Origin of the sequence: Streptomyces sp. NPDC059008 (genome assembly GCF_042749045.1) — a bacterium.
Taxonomy (GTDB): Bacteria; Actinomycetota; Actinomycetes; order Streptomycetales; family Streptomycetaceae; genus Streptomyces.
Map to the genome: position 1 here is coordinate 20,139 of NZ_JBHYJC010000047.1, position 19,202 is coordinate 39,340.

General features: G+C 73.7%; 19 protein-coding genes and 1 pseudogene. 7 read left to right on the forward strand and 13 right to left on the reverse strand.

The window, feature by feature from the left end:
- Nucleotides 1-20: 20 nt before the first annotated feature.
- From ACFWZH_RS33270 to ACFWZH_RS33320, 11 genes are all read right to left on the reverse strand, one after another.
- Entirely contained in the window at nucleotides 21-1,124 is a 1,104-nt protein-coding gene (locus tag ACFWZH_RS33270; protein ID WP_384439902.1) for an aliphatic sulfonate ABC transporter substrate-binding protein, read from the reverse strand.
- A gap of 224 nt (nucleotides 1,125-1,348) precedes the next feature.
- Nucleotides 1,349-2,692: a sulfate adenylyltransferase subunit 1 gene (locus ACFWZH_RS33275; protein ID WP_384439905.1), complete on the reverse strand. Its 1,344-nt coding sequence runs from the start codon at nucleotides 2,690-2,692 to the stop codon at nucleotides 1,349-1,351.
- Between the two features lie 2 nt (nucleotides 2,693-2,694).
- The gene (gene cysD, locus ACFWZH_RS33280; protein WP_384439907.1) at nucleotides 2,695-3,645 is read right to left on the reverse strand and encodes a sulfate adenylyltransferase subunit CysD; all 951 of its coding nucleotides are present in this window, start codon (nucleotides 3,643-3,645) and stop codon (nucleotides 2,695-2,697) included.
- On the reverse strand, nucleotides 3,642-4,175 hold the full coding sequence (cysC, locus tag ACFWZH_RS33285; RefSeq protein WP_384439910.1) for an adenylyl-sulfate kinase: 534 nt from the start codon (nucleotides 4,173-4,175) through the stop codon (nucleotides 3,642-3,644). Before cysC ends, cysD begins: the two co-directional genes overlap by 4 nt.
- Nucleotides 4,176-4,198: 23 nt before the next feature.
- Complete coding sequence (locus tag ACFWZH_RS33290; protein ID WP_384439913.1) at nucleotides 4,199-4,888, reverse strand: phosphoadenylyl-sulfate reductase; 690 nt, start codon at nucleotides 4,886-4,888, stop codon at nucleotides 4,199-4,201.
- Nucleotides 4,885-5,085, reverse strand: a complete 201-nt coding sequence (locus ACFWZH_RS33295; RefSeq protein ID WP_384439916.1) for a hypothetical protein — start codon at nucleotides 5,083-5,085, stop codon at nucleotides 4,885-4,887. The genes ACFWZH_RS33290 and ACFWZH_RS33295 overlap by 4 nt, the downstream gene beginning before the upstream one ends.
- 88 nt (nucleotides 5,086-5,173) lie before the next feature.
- Nucleotides 5,174-6,895: a nitrite/sulfite reductase gene (locus tag ACFWZH_RS33300; RefSeq protein WP_384439919.1), complete on the reverse strand. Its 1,722-nt coding sequence runs from the start codon at nucleotides 6,893-6,895 to the stop codon at nucleotides 5,174-5,176.
- Between the two features lie 215 nt (nucleotides 6,896-7,110).
- Nucleotides 7,111-7,194 carry a putative leader peptide gene (locus ACFWZH_RS33305; protein ID WP_352300790.1) on the reverse strand — a complete coding sequence of 28 codons (84 nt, stop codon included), beginning with the start codon at nucleotides 7,192-7,194 and terminating at the stop codon, nucleotides 7,111-7,113.
- A 92-nt stretch (nucleotides 7,195-7,286) separates the two neighbouring features.
- A complete protein-coding gene (locus tag ACFWZH_RS33310; protein WP_384439922.1) occupies nucleotides 7,287-7,889 on the reverse strand; it encodes a GNAT family N-acetyltransferase in 603 nt (200 codons plus the stop codon).
- A 159-nt stretch (nucleotides 7,890-8,048) separates the two neighbouring features.
- Nucleotides 8,049-8,726: a class F sortase gene (locus tag ACFWZH_RS33315; RefSeq protein WP_384439925.1), complete on the reverse strand. Its 678-nt coding sequence runs from the start codon at nucleotides 8,724-8,726 to the stop codon at nucleotides 8,049-8,051.
- Between the two features lie 156 nt (nucleotides 8,727-8,882).
- Complete coding sequence (locus ACFWZH_RS33320; protein ID WP_384439928.1) at nucleotides 8,883-10,172, reverse strand: GAF domain-containing protein; 1,290 nt, start codon at nucleotides 10,170-10,172, stop codon at nucleotides 8,883-8,885.
- A 268-nt stretch (nucleotides 10,173-10,440) separates the two neighbouring features.
- Here ACFWZH_RS33320 and ACFWZH_RS33325 point away from each other — a divergent pair, with 268 nt between their 5' ends.
- A complete protein-coding gene (locus ACFWZH_RS33325) occupies nucleotides 10,441-10,869 on the forward strand; it encodes a hypothetical protein (RefSeq protein WP_384439931.1) in 429 nt (142 codons plus the stop codon).
- A 156-nt stretch (nucleotides 10,870-11,025) separates the two neighbouring features.
- Here the strand turns inward: ACFWZH_RS33325 and ACFWZH_RS33330 are convergent, their stop codons facing one another.
- Nucleotides 11,026-12,675, reverse strand: coding sequence for an acyl-CoA dehydrogenase family protein (locus tag ACFWZH_RS33330; RefSeq protein WP_384439934.1), 1,650 nt, complete (start codon nucleotides 12,673-12,675; stop codon nucleotides 11,026-11,028).
- A gap of 18 nt (nucleotides 12,676-12,693) precedes the next feature.
- Here ACFWZH_RS33330 and ACFWZH_RS33335 point away from each other — a divergent pair, with 18 nt between their 5' ends.
- From ACFWZH_RS33335 to pcaG, 3 genes are all read left to right on the forward strand, one after another.
- Nucleotides 12,694-13,737: a YihY/virulence factor BrkB family protein gene (locus ACFWZH_RS33335; protein ID WP_384439937.1), complete on the forward strand. Its 1,044-nt coding sequence runs from the start codon at nucleotides 12,694-12,696 to the stop codon at nucleotides 13,735-13,737.
- Between the two features lie 104 nt (nucleotides 13,738-13,841).
- A complete protein-coding gene (pcaH, locus tag ACFWZH_RS33340; RefSeq protein ID WP_384439940.1) occupies nucleotides 13,842-14,573 on the forward strand; it encodes a protocatechuate 3,4-dioxygenase subunit beta in 732 nt (243 codons plus the stop codon).
- On the forward strand, nucleotides 14,573-15,235 hold the full coding sequence (gene pcaG, locus ACFWZH_RS33345) for a protocatechuate 3,4-dioxygenase subunit alpha (RefSeq protein WP_384439943.1): 663 nt from the start codon (nucleotides 14,573-14,575) through the stop codon (nucleotides 15,233-15,235). Before pcaH ends, pcaG begins: the two co-directional genes overlap by 1 nt.
- A gap of 130 nt (nucleotides 15,236-15,365) precedes the next feature.
- Here the strand turns inward: pcaG and ACFWZH_RS33350 are convergent, their stop codons facing one another.
- Nucleotides 15,366-16,370, reverse strand: a complete 1,005-nt coding sequence (locus tag ACFWZH_RS33350) for a PP2C family protein-serine/threonine phosphatase (RefSeq protein ID WP_384439995.1) — start codon at nucleotides 16,368-16,370, stop codon at nucleotides 15,366-15,368.
- A 352-nt stretch (nucleotides 16,371-16,722) separates the two neighbouring features.
- On the opposite strand from ACFWZH_RS33350, the pseudogene ACFWZH_RS33355 reads away from it, so the two are divergent.
- The 3 genes and pseudogenes from ACFWZH_RS33355 to ACFWZH_RS33365 all read left to right on the forward strand — a co-directional run.
- Nucleotides 16,723-17,775 (forward strand): annotated as a pseudogene (locus ACFWZH_RS33355) (NAD-dependent epimerase/dehydratase family protein); the annotation flags it as partial.
- Complete coding sequence (locus ACFWZH_RS33360) at nucleotides 17,761-18,525, forward strand: glycosyltransferase family 2 protein (RefSeq protein WP_384439998.1); 765 nt, start codon at nucleotides 17,761-17,763, stop codon at nucleotides 18,523-18,525. The pseudogene ACFWZH_RS33355 and the gene ACFWZH_RS33360, both read left to right, overlap by 15 nt.
- Nucleotides 18,522-19,196 (forward strand): DUF2064 domain-containing protein, encoded by a 675-nt coding sequence (locus ACFWZH_RS33365; RefSeq protein WP_384439946.1) that lies wholly within the window; start codon nucleotides 18,522-18,524, stop codon nucleotides 19,194-19,196. The genes ACFWZH_RS33360 and ACFWZH_RS33365 overlap by 4 nt, the downstream gene beginning before the upstream one ends.
- The last annotated feature ends 6 nt before the right edge of the window (nucleotides 19,197-19,202 follow it).

Consider the following 19,202-nt stretch of genomic DNA (forward strand, 5'->3'; position numbering starts at 1 on the left):
GGAGTGCGGTGCGGTGAGGGCTACTTGCTGCCGAGGCCGGCGTCGTCGACCGGCTGCTTGCCCTCGGACTTGAGCACCTTGTTCAGCAGCGTGAGGTCGTAGATGCCCTTGAGGTCGGGCTTCTGCAGCAGACCCGCCTTCACGGCGTGATCGGCCTCCTGCTCAAGGGTGGCGGCCAGCGGGTCGTCGGTGATGTCGACGTTCTTGAACGCCGGGTCGAGGACGTCGTTCGGCAGCGGCTTGCCGGCGACCTCCGCCAGCTTGTCGTTGAGCGCCTTCTTCGCGTCGGCCGGGTGCGACCGGATCCAGGCGTTGGTCTTCACCGAGGCGCGCAGCACGGCCTCGACGGCCTTCGGGTGCTCCTTGAGGAACTTCTGCGAGACGATCACGTTCGTGATGACGAACCTGCCGTCCTTCCACAGCTTCTTCTCGTCCAGGATCGTCTTGCCGCCCGCGGCGACCAGCTTGGACGCGGTGGGCTCGGGCACCCAGGCACCGTCGATGGAGCCCTGCTCGAAGGCGGTCGGCGTCACCTTGTTGTCGGTGCGCTGGACGGTGACGTCACCCTTGCCGGTGGTGGCATCGACCTTGTAGCCCTTGCCGGCCAGGAAGTTCAGCAGCGCCACGTCCTGGGTGTTGCCGAGCTGGGGGGTGGCGATCTTCTTGCCCTTGAGGTCGTCCAGACCCTTGATCTTCTTGGGGTCGACGACGAGCGAGACACCACCGGACGCCGAGCCCGAGATGATCTTCAGGCTCTTGCCCTGCGACTTGGTGAAGCCGTTGATCGCGGGGGAGGGGCCGATCCAGCCGATGTCGATGGCGCCCGAGTTGAGCGCCTCGATCTCGGCGGGGCCCGCGTTGAAGGTGGCGGGCTTGATGGCCGTGCCGCCCAGTTCCTTCTGGAACAGGCCCTTCTGGAGGCCGATCAGGGGGGTGGCGTGCGTGGTGTTGCCGAAGTACCCGATCTTGATCTGATCGAGCCCGTCGGTCTTGGCGCCCTTGGGGGCGACGCCGGCGGACGTTTCCTTCTTGGCCTCGGAGCCGTAGCCGCAGGCGCCCAGCGCGCCGATCAGAAGCGGGACGGTGGCGGCGGCCGCCAGCAGGCGGTGTCGAACGGCAGACACGGGAGGAGTTCCTCTCGGAGGGCCGGGGCAGTCCGCGCCCGTACTAGGGCGCGCCCGGCGGTGCTATGGATCTTCGGAAAGGTGGCGTGGGGGGTACGGAGTCGTGCATCGTCAGCACACACATCGGCCGACTCCGCCCTGACCGCTCCCTAGGGCGCCGCTGCCGATGCGGCCGCCCTCCTTCGCGAAGGTCGAGAAGATGTCCTGGGTCGTCTCTGGCATGTTCAGAAGTCCCATCCCTCGTCGTCCGCCGCCGTCGCCGGTGCGGCGTCCGCGGCCGCTTCCGCGAACGCGGTGCCCGCCATCCCCGCGGTCAGCGTCGTGCCGTCCGCCGGGTCGATCAGCAGGAACGAGCCGGTGCGGCGGGAGTCGGCGTAGGCGTCCAGGGCCAGCGGCTCGGCCGTACGGACCACCACCCGCCCGATGTCGTTGGCGGCCAGCTCACCGGGCGCCGGGTGCTGGGAGAGATCGTCCAGCGTCAGCCGGGACGGGATGTCCTTGACGATCGCCTTGACGGTACGGGTGGTGTGCTTGAGCAGCACCCGCTGGCCGACGGTCAGCGGACGGTCCGCCACATGGCAGACCGTCGCCTCGATGTCCTGGGAGACGGCCGGGGCCGCGGCGGTCGGCGCGATCAGGTCGCCGCGCGAGATGTCGATGTCGTCGCTCAGGCGCACGGTCACCGACTGCGGTGCCCAGGCGACGTCCACGGCCTGGCCGAGCGCGTCGATCGCCTCGATGGTGGTGGTACGGCCCGAGGGCAGCACGGTGACGGCGTCGCCGACGCGCAGCACGCCGGAGGCGATCTGGCCCGCGTAGCCGCGGTAGTCGGGATGCTCGGCGGTCTGCGGGCGGATCACGTACTGGACCGGGAAGCGGCCGGGGTCGTCCGACGGGTCGGCGACGACCGGCACGGTCTCCAGGTGCTCCAGCACGGTCGGGCCGCCGTACCAGTCCATGTGGGCCGACGGCGACACGACGTTGTCGCCGGCCAGCGCCGAGATCGGGATCGCGGTGATCTCCGGGACGCCCAGCGAGGCCGCGTACGTCGTGAACTCCTCGGCGATGGCGGCGAAGACCGGCTCGGCGTAGTCGACCAGGTCCATCTTGTTGACCGCGAGGACGACATGGGGGACGCGCAGCAGGGCGGCGACCGCGGCGTGCCGGCGGGTCTGCTCGACCACGCCGTTGCGGGCGTCGACCAGCACCACGGCGAGTTCGGCGGTGGAGGCGCCGGTGACCATGTTGCGGGTGTACTGCACATGCCCGGGGGTGTCGGCGAGGATGAAGCGGCGCCGCGGGGTGGCGAAGTAGCGGTAGGCGACGTCGATGGTGATGCCCTGCTCGCGCTCGGCGCGCAGCCCGTCGGTGAGCAGCGCCAGGTCGGGCGCCTCCTGCCCGCGGCCCAGAGAGGCCCGCTCGACGGCCTCCAGCTGGTCGGCGAGCACCGACTTGGAGTCGTGCAGCAGCCGCCCGACCAGGGTGGACTTGCCGTCGTCGACGGAGCCGGCGGTGGCGAAGCGCAGCAGTGAGGTGGCACCCGCGTCCACGGTGTTGATCGTGCTCATGGTTAGAAGTACCCCTCGCGCTTACGGTCCTCCATGGCGGCCTCGGACATCTTGTCGTCCGCCCTCGTCGCGCCCCGCTCGGTGAGCCGGGACGCGGCGATCTCCGCGATCACGGCCTCGATGGTGTCGGCGTCGGAGTCGACGGCACCGGTGCAGGACATGTCGCCGACGGTGCGGTAGCGCACCTGCCGGATCTCCAGACTCTCGCCGTCCTTGGGGCCGCCCCACTCACCGGGCGCCAGCCACATGCCGCTGCGGGCGAACACCTCGCGCTCGTGGGCGTAGTAGATGGCGGGCAGTTCGATCTTCTCGCGGGCGATGTACTGCCACACGTCCAGCTCGGTCCAGTTGGACAGCGGGAAGACCCGGACGTGCTCGCCGGGCGAGTGGCGGCCGTTGTAGAGCTGCCACAGCTCGGGCCGCTGCCGGCGCGGGTCCCAGCCGCCGAACTCGTCGCGCAGCGAGAAGACCCGCTCCTTGGCGCGTGCCTTCTCCTCGTCCCGGCGGCCGCCGCCGAAGACCGCGTCGAAGCGGTTGCTGTCGATGGCGTCCAGCAGCGGGACGGTCTGCAGCGGGTTGCGGGTGCCGTCGGGGCGCTCGCGCAGCTCGCCGCGGTCGATGAAGTCCTGTACGGAGGCGACGTGCAGCCGCAGGCCGTGCCGCTCCACGGTGCGGTCGCGGTAGTCGAGGACCTCGGGGAAGTTGTGCCCGGTGTCGACGTGCAGCAGCGAGAAGGGGATCGCGGCGGGCGCGAACGCCTTGAGCGCCAGGTGCAGCATGACGATGGAGTCCTTGCCGCCGGAGAACAGGATCACCGGCCGCTCGAACTCGCCCGCCACCTCGCGGAAGATGTGCACCGCCTCGGACTCCAGGGCGTCCAGGTGCGACAGCGCGTAGGGGTTGTCGCCGCCGGGCTCGCCGCCGGTCTCGGTACGAACGGTCGCGGTGGTCACGCCAGTCCCCTTTCGGTGAGCAGCGCATGCAGCGCCGCAGCGGACTCCTGCACGGTCTGGGTGTGCGACTCGATGCGCAGATCGGGCGATTCGGGCTGCTCGTAGGGGTCGTCCACGCCGGTCAGACCGGAGATCTCGCCGGCCGCCTGCTTGGCGTACAGCCCCTTCACATCACGCTCGGAGCACACCTCGACCGGCGTGGCCACATGCACCTCCAGATACGCCGTGCCCTCGTTCTGGTGGCGCTTGCGCACCGCCTCGCGGCTGTCCGCGTACGGCGCGATCACCGGCACCAGCGCCTTGACGCCGTTGCTCGCCAGCAGCTCGGCCACGAAGCCGATGCGCTGGACGTTGGTGTGCCGGTCCTCGCGGGTGAAGCCGAGGCCCGCGGAGAGGAACTCGCGGATCTCGTCGCCGTCGAGCACCTCGACGCGATGCCCCTCGCCGCGCAGCCGGTCGGCCAGCTCGCGCGCGATGGTCGTCTTGCCCGCGCTCGGCAGTCCGGTCAGCCAGATCGTGGCGCCCGTCATGGATATCTCCTGATGCGTCGTCATCAGTGCAGCCCGCACTCGGTCTTGTTGCTCCCGGCCCAGCGGCCGGCCCTGGCGTCCTCGCCCGCCAGCACCCGGCGGGTGCAGGGCGCGCAGCCGACGGAGGCGTAGCCGTCCATCAGCAGCGGGTTGGTGAGTACACCGTGCTCGGCCACGTAGGCGTCCACGTCGGCCTGCGTCCAGCGGGCGATCGGCGAGACCTTCACCTTCTGCCGCTTGGGGTCCCAGCCGACGACCGGGGTGTTCGCCCGGGTCGGCGACTCGTCCCGGCGCAGGCCCGTGGCCCAGGCGTCGTACCCGGTCAGGCCCTCTTCGAGGGGCTTGACCTTGCGCAGCGCGCAGCACAGGTCCGGGTCGCGGTCGTGCAGCTTCGGGCCGTACTCGGCGTCCTGCTCGGCCACCGTCTGCCGCGGCGTCAGGGTGATGACGTTGACGTCCATCACCTCGGCGACCGCGTCCCGGGTCCCGATGGTCTCGGGGAAGTGGTAGCCGGTGTCCAGGAAGACCACGTCCACGCCCGGGAAGGCCCGCGAGGCCAGGTGCGCGACGACCGCGTCCTCCATCGAGGAGGTCACGCAGAAGCGCGGACCGAAGGTCTCGGCGGCCCACTTGAGGATCTCCAGGGCGGGCGCGTCCTCCAGGTCGCGGCCCGCCTGTTCGGCGAGCTGCTGAAGGTCGGTAGCGGTGGTCACGACGTACCTCCGTCGGACGGTGAAGCGGTGGCCGGCCTGCTCCGGGAGAGCAGGCCGAGGAACTTCAGCCGGAACGCCCTGCTGCACGCCCGGCACTCCCAGGCCGCGCCCTCGCCGCGGACCGAGCCCTCCTCGGAGGGGCGCAGGTCCTCGTCGCCGCAGTACGGGCAGTAGAACGGGGCGGCGCGCTCGCTCACAGTGCCTCCCTGTTCGCTTCTCCGCCCACGCGGCGCAGAGGTGCAGCCATCGCCGTTGTCTGCGGCCCGGCGGCCGCGCGTGCGTCGCTCACTTCAGCGCACCCTCTTCCGCGCGGGCCGCCCACTGGGCGAACCGCTCGCCGTCGGTGCGCTGCTCCTGGAAGTTGCGCAGCACCCGCTCGACGTAGTCGGGGAGTTCGGCGGCGGTGACCTTCAGGCCCCGGACCTTGCGGCCGAACCCGGCCTCCAGCCCGAGCGCGCCGCCCAGGTGCACCTGGTAGCCCTCGACCTGGTTGCCGTCGTCGTCCAGGACCAGCTGGCCCTTGAGGCCGATGTCCGCGACCTGGATACGGGCGCAGGCGTTGGGGCAGCCGTTGATGTTGATGGTGAGCGGTTCGTCGAACTCGGGGAGTCGGCGCTCCAGTTCGTCGATCAGCGAGGCGCCGCGGCCCTTGGTCTCGACGATCGCCAGCTTGCAGAACTCGATGCCGGTGCAGGCCATCGTGCCGCGCCGGAACGGGGAGGGGCTGACCCGCAGGTCGAGCGCCTCCAGACCGGCGACCAGCGAGTCGACCTGCGACTCCTCGACGTCCAGCACGATCATCTTCTGCTCGGCGGTGGTCCGCAGCCGGCCCGAGCCGTGCTCCGCGGCGACCTCGGCGATCTTGGTGAGGGTGGTGCCGTCCACCCGGCCGACGCGCGGCGCGAAGCCCACGTAGTAGCGGCCGTCCTTCTGCCGGTGCACACCGACGTGGTCGCGCCACCGCTGGGCGGGCTGCGCCGGGGCGGGGCCGTCGGACAGCTTCCGCTCGAGGTACTCGTCCTCCAGCACCTGGCGGAACTTCGCCACGCCCCAGTCGGCGACCAGGAACTTCAGCCGGGCGCGGGTGCGCAGCCGGCGGTAGCCGTAGTCGCGGAAGATCGAGATGACGCCCTCGTAGACGTCGGCGGCCTCGTCGACGGAGACCCAGACGCCGAGCCGGACACCGAGCTTGGGGTTGGTGGACAGTCCGCCGCCGACCCACACGTCGAAGCCCGGACCGTGCTCGGGGTGCTCGACGCCGACGAAGGAGATGTCGTTGATCTCGTGCGCGACGTCCAGCAGCGGCGAGCCGGAGACCGCGGACTTGAACTTGCGCGGGAGGTTGGAGAACTCCGGGTTGCCGATGATCCGGCGCTGGATCTCCTCGATGACCGGGGTGCCGTCGACGATCTCGTCCTCGGCGATACCGGCGACCGGCGAGCCGAGGATGACGCGGGGGGTGTCACCGCAGGCCTCGGTCGTGGACAGGCCGACGGCCTCCAGCCGCTGCCAGATCTCCGGCACGTCCTCGATGCGGATCCAGTGGTACTGGACGTTCTGCCGGTCGGTGATGTCCGCGGTGCCGCGGGCGAACTCCTGGGAGATCTCGCCGATCACCCGCAGCTGATCGGTGGTCAGCCGTCCGCCGTCGATGCGGACCCGCAGCATGAAGTACTTGTCGTCCAGCTCCTCGGGCTCCAGGATCGCGGTCTTGCCGCCGTCGATCCCGGGCTTGCGCTGGGTGTACAGGCCCCACCAGCGCATCCGCCCGCGCAGGTCGTTGGGGTCGATCGAGTCGAATCCGGCCTTGGAGTAGATCGTCTCAATGCGTGTCCGCACATTGAGACCGTCGTCGTCCTTCTTGAACTGCTCGTTGCCGTTCAGGGGCGTGAAGTGGCCCACGGCCCACTGGCCCTCGCCGCGGTGGCGTCCGGCCTTGCGGCGGGTCGTGGCTGCGGCGCGGGCACCCCCGGCCGACGGCTGGGGGGCATCTGGGGTGGCGGCCATGGGTGTACGTCCTTCTGGGCAGGCTCAAGGGATCGGGACCGGCGCCGGGCGCCCACGGTGACCTGCGCGGACACACCGAAGAGCGGCGCGTGGCGACGCGTCGGCGGTGGGTCTGCGGATCGTGGGGTCTCAGCGCGTCCGCGACGATGGGGACGGCGGGGTGTTCGGTGGTGCTGGGTGCTGTCCGGGGCCGATCGCCCCAGGTGGGTACGGCCTCAGCCCGTCCGACAAATGGCGCTGGACATGCGGCCGAGGTCGACGTGCCGCCGACTCACCAAGGCAATTCCAGCTCGAGACATGACGGAAGCGTGGCACGCCGCTCTCCGGCCAGTCCACCGTTATCCAGGATATGGACATCGACGTCTCGCATGGCGGGACGGTGTGGTGCCGATCACTCCCCGGCGGGGGTGTGGGGCGCGATGAGCGGTCCCGCGCCCGGCCAGGGTCCCGGGGCCGCTGTGTCGGACTCCTCGGTCACGGTGGTGTCGTACAGCCGGAACCCCCGCCGCTGGTAGTTCGCCATCGCGTGCGCGCCGTCCAGGGAGCAGGTGTGCAGCCACACCCGCTTCGTCGGGGCCTGTCCGGGCCACCGTTCGGCCAGGTCCCAGGCCCGCTCGATCCCGTACGCCAGCAGGTGCCCGCCGATCCGGCGCCCCCGGAAGGCCGGGACGAGCCCGAAGTAGACGATCTCCACGGATCCGTCCCGGGCCGCCTCCAGCTCGATGAACCCGGCGGGCGTCCCCCGCTCGTACGCCACCCAGGTCTCCACGCCCGGCCGCCCCAGGTACTGCGCCCACCGCGCGTACGGCCACCCCAGCCGGTCGGTCCAGGCGACGTCCCCGCCGACCGCCGTATAGAGGAACCGGCTGAATTCGGGTGACGGCTGCTCGGACCGGACGATGCGGACACCCTGCTCGGCCGGCGGCTCCTGCGCGGGGCGCAGATCGGCGCGCGCGGTCTGTTCGAGGTACCAGGTGGTGACCGAGAGGCTCATGCGGCCAGCACATCACACCGGCCCGCGCCGGCCGGATGCGGTCCGGGCGCCGGGGCGGGGTGCCTCCGTGCCGTGCGGCGGCGCACCATCCGGATGGTGAGACATCGGCTCACCGTGTGGACGGCGCGGTGGTGCGTTCCGCGGCCCGCCCGGCCCCCGCTACCCGGTCTTGACCATCCTGGCGAAGACCACCACGTTGCCCGTGTAGCCCGAACCCGCGGAGTACGTCCCGCCGCAGGTCAGCACGCGCAGCTCGGGGCGCCCGGTGTCGCCGTAGACCTTCCGGGCGGGGAAGCGGCGCTTGTCGAAGACCTGGACGCCGTAGACCTCGAAGTCCGCGATCCGCCCGTCCTCACGGGTCACCCGGATCGTCCTGCCCTTCTCCAGGGCGCCCAGCGAGTAGAAGACCGCCGGTCCGCCGGCAGTGTCGACATGGCCGACCAGGACGGCGGTGCCGCGCTCCCCGGGAGACGCCGCCGCCTTGTACCAGCCCGCCAGACGGGCGTCCGACGCCGGCGGCGCCTCGATCCAGCCGTCCCTGTCCAGGCCCAGCGGCAGCACCGGGGCGGACACCCCGATCGACGGGATCGCCACCAGCGAGGGGGCGGAACGGGGCAGCGCGGCCGGGGCGGGGCCGCCGGGCGGCGGATCGCCGGAGAACAGGGAGAGGGCGGCGTCCGGCTGCGGCGGCCCGTCCGCCTCACCGGACAGACCGTGGCGCAGCATGCCGAACCCGACGAGGCCGACCAGCGCCAGCGTGCCCCACCGGGGCCGCCGTCCGACCGCGGGCTGCTCCTGGGCCGTTTCCGGTGTCCTCGGCGAGCCTGCCGGGCCCATCGCTCACCTCCCGGGGCCGCACGCCGGGGAGTGCGCGGCCCCGGTCGGCACGCTAGGGCGCCGCCGGGGCGGCGGCGAGCGCAGCCCGCCGAACGGGTGGCGGCGGACCGCCGCGGCCGCAGCCCGCCGTGGCCCCGGCCGTCGGCCACGGGCCCCTCACGCCCGCCGCGCCGCCACCACCGCCGGCGCCGTCGACTGCGGCAGCAGCTCGACGGGGCGCGGCGGCAGCCGCAGCTCCACCTCCACACCGTCGGCGAAGCGGTACGGCCGGTGCGCCAGCACGCCCCCCAGATGGCGGCGCAGGCGGGACAGCTCGGCGCGCACCGTGACCGTACGGCTCCCGTCGCCGAACAGGTCCTCGGCCAGCTCGACGGCGCTGCGCCCCGGCGGATGCGCGGCGAGGGCGAACAGCAGCTCGGCATGGCGCGGGGTCAGCGCGTGCGACCAGCTGCCGGCCGGCCCGCTGACCGTGACCGTGGCGCCGTCGCGTCCGCTGACGTCCAGCACCACCCGGCTCGGCCCGGCCGCCGGCTCCGGCCGGCCGACCCGGATCAGCCAGCCGCCGGGCAGCGGCTCCAGGGCGCACATGCCGTAGCGCGGCAGCCACAGCGGCCCGGCCTCGGGCGCCTTGGGCAGCGCCACGCGTTCCGTCGGCGTCAGGCCCGTCACGCCGACGACCCAGCCGTGGGGGTCGACGGCCAGCGCCCGCCCGCCGAGCCGCGCCAGCACCGGCGCCGCACTCGACCGCAGCCGCTCCAGGGACGTGTGGTGGCGGGTGCGCAGCTCACCCTCCGCGAGCCGGGCGACCGCGGACACCAGGGACAGTGTCGTGGGGTGGAAGGTGTGCGCCGGTCCGCTGATGTCCACGGTGCCCAGCAGGCGTCCGTCACGCGGGTCGTGCAGCGGTGCCGCGGCACAGGTCCACTGGTGGTGGCTGCGCACGAAGTGCTCGGCGGAGTGCACCAGCACCGGGCGGCGGGCCACCAGCGCGGTGCCGATGGCGTTGGTGCCGACGACGCCCTCCGTCCAGTCGGCGCCCTTGTCGAAGCCCAGCCGGTCGGCCATCCGCCGGACCGGCGCGCTGCCCTCCCGCCACAGCACCCGGCCCTCGGCGTCGGTGACGACCATGATCTGCTGGGCCGCGTCGGCCGTCGCCAGCAGTCCCTCGTTGAGCACCGGCAGCACTGTCGCCAGCTGCGACTTCTGCCGACGGTGCTCCAACTCCGCGACGGACAGCAGGAATTGGGGCTGATCGCGGTCGGGGTCCACGCCGGAGCCCAGCACCCGGCGCCAGGACTCGCCGATGACCGCGCGGGGCGACTCCGGCGCTGCGCCCGGTGGCGCCTCGCCCGCGAGCGCGGCCTCGTGCACGGTGGCGAGGCGGCGGGCGGTCGAGCGGATGTCCTGGGCCGACCAGATGGCGCTGTGGATCGGTCTGTCGCTCACGCTGTTCTCCGTTGTGCGGTCCACCGGTCGGTGCCCATCGTGCCGTCACCAGGCCGTCCGGGAGGCGCCATTGTCCAGATCCGCCGGTGCGCACTGCAACGCACTGCAACCGTTGTGGCCTATGACGCGTAACCAGGACGCTGATCACAGCGGCCGATGGCTTCTCGCCACCGCGAGGTTCGCCGGTCACCCGTCGGAGGACCCGCCGGTGACGTCGGGAACCCATCGGCCGCGGCGCGACGTCGGCACGGTGCGAGGGGGGCTCACCATGGTGGCCGCTGCTCCGCGCGTCGTGGTGATCGGCGCGAGCGAGGGGGTGCGGATCGCGCGCGCCGCCCGGCTCGCCGGCCACTACCGGGTCCCCCGGCTGCCCGCGGTCGACGTCCTGATCGGGCGTCAGCCGCCGCCCGCCGGCGGCTATGTCATCGACGGCGCCCCGCAACTGCTCGACCGGGTGGCCGGCGTCGGCGGTCTGCTGCCCGCGCTGGCCTTCGCCGACCTCGTCGTGGTGCTGCGCACCGCCGAGTGCAACGGCACGGGTGAGGCCTGCCGGGTCCTGCGGTACTACGAGGCGCGCGGGGTGCTGGCGGCCTTCCCGCCGGGCACACCCGACGGCGAGATCATCGTGGCCGTCGACGCGGCGCTGCGCGGGCGCACCGCCGTGGACCCGCCCGACGACCCGACGGACCCGCCCTAGCGGCCCTTGAGACCGGGAGCGGTGCCGAGTCGGCGCGGCACCGCTCCCCGACGGGCGCGGCGGCGGTAACCCCCTGTCCCCGTCCCCCCGCGAGGCAACGGCCCGGAGGTGACGGGGAGCCGCCGCCGCGCCGACGTCGTACGGGGCCGGCGCCGCTCAGGGCGCGTCGTCCAGGACCGGCCGCGCCCGCGCCACGACCGCCGCGAGATCCAGTGTGTGCGGCAGCGTCCCGAACGCGGCGCCCGCGTCGCCGCCCAGACGGGAGGCGCAGAACGCGTCCGCGACCTCGGGCGGTGCGTAGCGCACCAGCAGCGAGCCCTGCAGCACCAGCGCCATCCGCTCCACCAGACGCCGGGCCCGGGCCTCGATGCCCTCCAGGTCGGCGAGTTCGGTGAGCAGCCCACGGATCGCCCGGTCCAACCGGTGGTCCGCGCCCCGCGCGCCGCCGATCTCGGTCAAAAAGGCGTGCAGCGGCTCGGGATCGTGCCGCAGCGCCCGCAGCACGTCCAGCGCCTGGACGTTGCCGGAGCCCTCCCAGATCGAGTTCAGCGGGGCCTCGCGCAACAGCCGCGGCAGCCCCGACTCCTCGACGTAGCCGTTGCCGCCCAGGCACTCCAGCGCCTCCGCGACCACCGGCGTGCACCGCTTGGTCACCCAGTACTTCGCCGCCGGGACCGCGAGCCGCAGCAGGTGCCGGTCCTGCTCGCCGCCGCTGTCGTACGCCGCCGCCAGCCGCAGCGCGAGCGTGGTCGCCGCCTCCGACTCCAGCGCCAGGTCGGCCAGCACGTTGCGCATCAGCGGCTTGTCGATCAGCCGGCCGCCGAACGCCTCCCGGTACGCCGTGTGGTGCAGCGCCTGCGCCACCGCCTGCCGCATCACCGCGGCCGCGGCGGTCACGCAGTCCAGCCGGGTCGCCGCGACCATCTCGATGATCGTCGCCACTCCGCGCCCCTCCTCACCGACCCGGCGCGCCCAGCTCCGCCCGTCGAACTCGACCTCCGCCGAGGCGTTGGAGCGGTTGCCGAGCTTGTCCTTGAGCCGCTGGATGCGGAACGCGTTGCGGCCGCCGTCCGGCAGCACCCGCGGCAGCAGGAAACAGGTGAGCCCCCCGGGCGCCTGCGCCAGCACCAAGAAGGCGTCCGACATCGGCGCCGAGCAGAACCACTTGTGCCCGGTCAGCACGTACTCGCCGGGCGCGGCCAGCGGCTCGGCGCGCGTGGTGTTGGCCCGTACGTCGCTGCCGCCCTGCTTCTCCGTCATGGCCATGCCCGCCAGCGCACCGCCCTTCTCGGCGACCGGCCGCAGCTCGTGGGCGTAGATGTGCGAGGTGAGCAGCGGCTCCCATACGGCCGCCAGATCCGGCTCGGCGCGCAGCGCGGGCACCGCCGCATGGGTCATCGACAGCGGGCAGCCGTGTCCGGCCTCCGCCTGGGTCCACACCAGGAAGCCGGCGGTGCGGCGAAGATGGCCGTGGGGCCGCGACCAGGCGTCGGTCAGGCCCGCCGAGACGGCGTGACCGAGCAGCCGGTGCCAGGCCGGGTGGAACTCCACCTCGTCGATGCGATGGCCGAACCGGTCGTGGGTGTGCAGGACCGGCGGATGGGCGTTGGCCTGCTCGCCCCAGCGCTGGGCGTGCGCCGAGCCGGCCGCCTTCCCCAGCAGGCTCAGTTCCGCCCGTGCCTGAGTGAGCCGGGCGCCGTCGAGGTACCGGGCGACGCCCTCGGTGAGGGCCGGGTCGCTGCCGAAGACGTCGTAGCCGACCAGCGGCGGGGGCTGGTTGGTGACCGTGTGAGTGGTGGCTGCCATGCCGGATACGGTAAGGAGGTGCAGCCGGCAAACGAACCAACCGAGCGGCCCGCGGGGCGTCTGACCAGGGCCCGCGTGCTGTACCGCAATGTCTCCAAGCGCCGGCTGGCCTGGCTGCTGCTCAAGGACATCGTCCACTCGTGTATGACCTACCGCGTCACCGGCCTGGCGGCCGAGGCGGCGTTCTGGTGCCTGCTGTCGCTGCCGCCGCTGATCCTCGGACTCCTCGGCGTGCTCGGCTACACGCAGGCCTGGATCGGGCACGACACGATCGACGGCGTCCGCGAGCGCATCCTCAGCGCCGCCGGCACCGTGCTGTCCGGCAAGGGCGTGGACCAGATCGCCCGCCCCCTGCTGGACGACGTCTTCACCGGCCGCCGCCCCGACGTCATCTCCCTCGGCTTCGCCATCGCCCTGTGGTCCGGCTCCCGGGCGCTGAACGTCTTCGTCGACACCATCACCATCATGTACGGGCTCGACGGCCGGCGCGGCATCGTCAGGACCCGGCTGCTGGCGTTCGCGCTCTACCTGGGCGGGCTGGTCGTCGGCGCCGTCGCGCTGCCGCTGATGGTGGCCGGACCCGACACCGTCGTCAGCTGGCTGCCGGCCAGCGAGCAGATCATCCGGGTGCTGTACTGGCCGTTCGTCCTGCTGGTGTCCATCGCCTTCCTCACCACGCTCTACCACCTGTCCGTACCGGTCCGGTCGCCCTGGCAGGAGGACATTCCGGGGGCGGTGGTCGCACTCGGCATCTGGGTGCTCGGCAGCTTCCTGCTGCGGCTCTACCTCGTCTCGACCGTGGAGGGCCCCACGATCTACGGGTCGCTGGCCGCGCCGGTCGCGGTACTGCTGTGGATCGGTGTGTCCGCCTTCGCGGTGCTGGTCGGTGCCGCGATGAACGCCTCGCTCGACCGGGTGTGGCCGTCGGTCGCCACGGCCGCGGCGCGCGAGGAGATCGCGCGCCGGGCGGCGGAGCGGGACGGCGACGGGGACGAGGGCGGGGACGAGGGCGCGGACGGGGAAGAGGGGGCGGCCGGCGACGGCGGCGGGCGCACCGGCTGAGCGTTGTCGTCCTGGTATCGCCTGTCGCAGCGGCGGCCGGGCCTGCTTCAGTGACCGGGTACGCGTCCGCCCGGGCCCGTCCTCACACCGCAGGGAGACGCCACATGGCCCCGACCCCGCAGCCCACCCCCCTCGATGCTCCCCGCGCCCCGGAGCACCCCGCCCGCGACCACGTCCCGTACCGCAGCGGCGCGTTACGCCGCCCCCACCGGCCGCCGGTCGAGATCGACCACCGCGTCGACCCGGAGGCCGTGGAGCTCCGCGGACCCGTGTTCGGCGTCACGGACGTCGGCGCACTCGACGCCGACCTCACCCGGCAGCACACCGGCGAACCCCTCGGCGAGCGCATCACCGTCACCGGCCGCGTCCTGGACCGCGCCGGCCGCCCCGTACGCGGCCAGCTCGTCGAGGTCTGGCAGGCCAACGCCTCCGGCCGGTACGCCCATCGGGGCGACCGGCACCCCGCCCCGCTGGACCCGAACTTCACCGGCACCGGCCGCGCACTGACCGACGACGAGGGCCGCTACGCCTTCACCACCGTCAGGCCCGGCGCCTATCCGCTGAGCGGGCACGACCACACCTGGCGCCCGGCCCATATCCACTTCTCGCTCTTCGGAGCGGCGTTCACCCAGCGGCTGATCACCCAGATGTACTTCCCCGGCGACCCGCTGCTGCCGTACGACCCGGTCCTCGGCTCGGTCAGCGACCCCGCCGCCCGTGCGCGCCTGGTGGCCACCTACGACCACGAACTGTCCGACCCGGAAGGGTCCCTGGGCTACCGCTGGGACATCGTCCTGGACGGCCCGTCCGCCACCTGGACCGAGGAGGGCCGCTGATGCCCCGCGCCACCACCCGGCCGGATACGTCCGACGCGGCGCCGCCCGCTCCGTCGCCCGCGCCGCTCGCCCCCACACCCTCGCAGACCATCGGCCCGTTCTACGGCAACGCGCTCCCGTTCCCCGGCGGCGGGCAGATCGCGCCGGCCGGCCACCCCGACACGATCACCGTGCACGGCTGCGTACGGGACGGAGCCGGCGACCCGGTGCCCGACGCGCTGTTGGAGTTCTGGCAGGCGGCACCGGACGGCAGCCTGACCGGCGCGCCCGGTTCGCTGCGCCACGACCCGGCCACCGGCGCGGTCCTCGGTCGCGACGGCGTGGACTTCACCGGCTTCGGCCGCGTCCCCACCGACGCCGACGGGCGCTACGCCGTACGCACCCTGCCCGCCGCCGCCCCCGCCGGCCGCCCGGACGCCGCGCCGTACCTCGCCGTGTGCGTCTTCGCCCGCGGACTGATCGACCACCTCTTCACCCGCGTCTACTTCCCCGAGCACCCCGCCGCCCACGCCGCCGACCCGCTGCTGGCACAGCTGCCCGCCGCCCGCGCGCGCACCCTGCTCGCCCGCCCGGACGGACCGGGACGGTACCGCTTCGACGTACGGCTGCAGCGGTCGGCGGACGGCGCGCACGAGGAGACGGTCTTCCTCGCCCACCGCTGACCGCCCGGACCAGAGCCGGTTCGACACCCGGCTGCAGCGCTCCTCGCTCGACCGGCTCGCCGCCTTCGGGCGCACGCCGCGGCGGAGCCGGCGGAGAACTGCGCGGGGCCGCCCCTGGGGTGACGCCGGTTCAGCGGCGCTCGCGGTAACGCACCAGCAGCATCGCCGCGTCATCGTGCAGCGGCCCCTCGGCGTGCTCGACCACGTCCTCGCGGACGGAGCGCAGCGCGGCCTCCGGGTCGGGGTCCTTCAGCAGCGCGGAGCGCTCGTCGAGGGGGTAGAAGCGGCCCGCCGCGTCGCGGGCCTCGGTGACCCCGTCGGTGTAGAACAGCAGCTGGTCGCCGGCGGTGAACGGCACCTCGTAGGGGAGCGGGGCACCGGGGCCGGTGGAGGTGAGGCCGAGCGGCAGGGCCCGGTCGGGGGGCGCGGCGAAGGCGACCGTACCGGCGGGGCGGACGACCAGCGGGGCCGGATGGCCGTAGTTGAGCAGCGTGGCATGTGGACCGTCACCGATCTCCGCGAGCACCGCCGTGACGAACCGTTCGCCGGACAGATGGCGGTTCAGGGCCCGTTCGACGCGCTCGCCGACGGCCGGCAGATCCGGCTCGTCGTGCGCGGCCTCCCGGAACGCGCCCAGCACCACCGCGGCGCTCTCCACCGCCTCCAGACCCTTGCCCTGGACGTCGCCGACGATGATCCGCACACCGGCGGGCGAGGTCACCACCTCGTACAGATCGCCGCCTATCCGGGCCTCGGCCACCGCCGAGGTGTAGGAGACCGCGATCCGCAGCGGGCCCGCGCTGCGCGGCACGGGGCGCAGCAGCACCCGCTGGGCGACCTCGGCGATGGAACGGACGCTGGCCAGCTCCGCCTCGCGGCGCTGCCGCATCACCGCCGCGACCACACCGGCCGCGGTCACCCCGGCCACCGACAGCAGCGCGGTCAGCCCGCGCCGGCTCTCGAACAGACCGCTGTAGAGGCCCAGTCCGAGGCAGAGGACGAACGCCGTGAGTCCGACCAGGGCGGTGCGCCGCCAGCCGCCCACCAGTCCGGCGAACGCGGGCCCCAGGGACACCAGGGGCAGAAAGCCCACTTCCGGGCCCGCGGTGAGGTCGACGACGCTGACCACGGCCATCACCGTGTAGGGGAGTACGGACAGCACACGGGAGCCGGTGCGCAGCTCCCCGTTCTCCACGGCCAAGGTGTTCTCCGACGGTGTCGTGTCCGGTGATCGGGCTATGGGGGCCGTCGGCCGTCGGAGTGTCCGAAAACGGCCCCCCAACCCCCGACCTGAGCATATGCAACCCATGCCGTACCGAAATACCTCGAATGCGCCTGTTACCGAATCGCAGTGGCCCGGGGCGCGCCGCGCCAGTGGCCCGGGGCGCACCGCGCCAGTGGCAGGAGCGGCCGCGGGATCTTACGGACCGGTGACACGACGGTCGTGGCGCGCGCCGGACGGCCCGGTCCCGCTTAGCGTGACCGGCATGCGAGTACTGGTCACCGGAGGCGCCGGCTTCATCGGATCGCAGGTCGTCACCGCGCTCGTCGCACGCGGCCACGAGCCCGTGGTGTTCGACGCGCTGCTTGCCTCGGCGCACCCCGAACCCCCGCCGCCGCGCCCGCAGGAGCGCCGCATCGTCGCGGACGTACGCGACCGGGCTGCCGTCGACGCGGCCCTGCGGGGCATCGACGCGGTCTGCCATCAGGCGGCGATGGTCGGCCTGGGCAAGGACTTCGCCGACGCGCCCGACTACGTCGGCTGCAACGACCTGGGAACGGCCGTGCTGCTGGCCGCCATGGCCGCCGTGGGCGTACGCCAGTTGGTGCTCGCCGGGTCGATGGTGGTCTACGGGGAGGGGCGCTACACCTGCCCCGCGCACGGTGCGGTGCGGCCCGGTCCGCGCGGCGCCGCCGAGCTGGCCGCCGGACGGTTCGAGCCGTGCTGCCCGCGGTGCGGTGCGCAGTTGCGACCGGGGCTGGTCGGCGAGGACGCGCCCACCGATCCGCGCAACGTCTACGCCGCCACCAAGCTCGCCCAGGAGCATCTGGCCGCCTCCTGGGCGCGGGCGACCGGCGGCCGGGCCGTCTCGCTGCGCTATCACAACGTCTACGGGCCCGGAATGCCACGCGACACCCCGTACGCCGGCGTCGCCTCATTCTTCCGCTCGGCACTGGCCCGCGGCCAGGCACCGACCGTCTACGAGGACGGGGGCCAGCGCCGGGACTTCGTGCACGTGCGGGACATCGCGGCGGCCAACGTGGTGGCGCTGGAGGCCCTGCCGGAGCGGGCGCCCGACACCCTGACCGCGTACAACACGGGCAGCTCGCAGCCGCACACCGTCGGCGAGATGGCGCACGCCCTGGCCGAGGCCCACGGCGGGCCGGCGCCGGTGGTGACGGGGGAGTACCGGCTGGGCGACGTACGGCACATCACGGCGTCGTCGCGGCGGATCGCCGAGGACCTCGGCTGGCGGGCGGCGACCGGATTCGCGGAAGGGATGGCGGAGTTCGCCCGGGAGGAGATGCGCCCGGCGGCCGGGGTGGCCGGGGTGACCGGGGTGGCCGGGGTGACCGGGGCCGCGGCGGGCGCCGCCCGCCCCGCCCCGGTGGACGTCGTCCTGCCCTGCCTCGACGAGGCCGCCGCGCTGCCCTGGGTACTGGCGCGCATCCCGGCCGGCTGGCGGGCGATCGTCGTGGACAACGGCTCCACCGACGGCTCGGCCGAGATCGCCCGCGACCTGGGCGCCACCGTCGTCCACGAACCGCGCCGCGGCTTCGGCGCCGCCTGCCACGCCGGACTGCTGGCCGCCGCGGCGGACATCGTCTGCTTCTGCGACTGCGACGCCTCCCTCGACCCGGCACTGCTCGCCCCGTTCGTGGCCGCCGTCCGCGACGGCGACAGCGATCTGGTGCTGGGCCGCCGGCGCCCCCAAGGGCGTGGCGCCTGGCCGCCGCACGCCCGCGCCGGCAACCTCGCCCTGGCCCGGATGCTGCGCCGCCGCACCGGGCTGCGGCTGCACGACCTCGGCCCGCTGCGCGCCGCCCGGCGCACCGCGCTGCTCGACCTCGGCCTCACCGACCGCCGCAGCGGCTACCCCCTGCAGATGGTCGTCCGGGCCGCCGACGCCGGCTGGCGCATCGAGGAGCGCGATGTGCCCTACCGGCCGCGCACCGGCCGCTCGAAGGTCACCGGCACCTGGCGCGGCACCTGGCACGCGGTCCGCGACATGCGCGGCGTCCTCCACCAGCCGCCGCTGACACCGCGTACGAAGGAGGCGGCCCGATGACCGCGCCCGACCGTCCGGAGCCGCTGCCGGGCCCCGGGCCGACCACGGTCCTGGTCATCGCCAAGGAGCCGGTGCCCGGCCGGGTCAAGACCCGGCTCACCCCGCCGTACACCCCCGCCGAGGCCGCCCAGTTGGCCGAGGCCGCGCTGTACGACACCCTCCGGGCCGTACGCGCCATGCCCGCCCGGCGACGGGTCGTGGTGCTCGACGGCCGGCCGGGAAGCTGGCTGCCGGCCGGCTTCGACGTGCGGCCGCAGGGCAGCGGCGGCCTCGACGAGCGGCTCGCCCAGGCCTTCGCCGCCAGCACCGGACCGACCCTGCTGATCGGCATGGACACTCCGCAGATCACCCCGCAACTCCTCGCCCCCGCGACGGACTCCGGCGCGTGGGACGACTGCGACGCCTGGTTCGGCGCGGCGGAGGACGGCGGATTCTGGGCGCTCGGCCTGGCCGTGCCCGACCCCCGGCTGCTGCGCGGCGTCCCCATGTCCACCGACCGCACCGGCGCCGCCCAGCGGGCCCGGCTGACCGCCTCCGGGCTCCGGGTGGCGGAGTTGCCGCCGCTGTGCGACGTCGACACCGCGGACGACGCCGAGCGGGTCGCGGCCGCGGCCCCCGGCGGACGGTTCGCCGCCACCCTCGCCCGGCTGACCCGGGCCGGCGGGCGATGAGCCGCG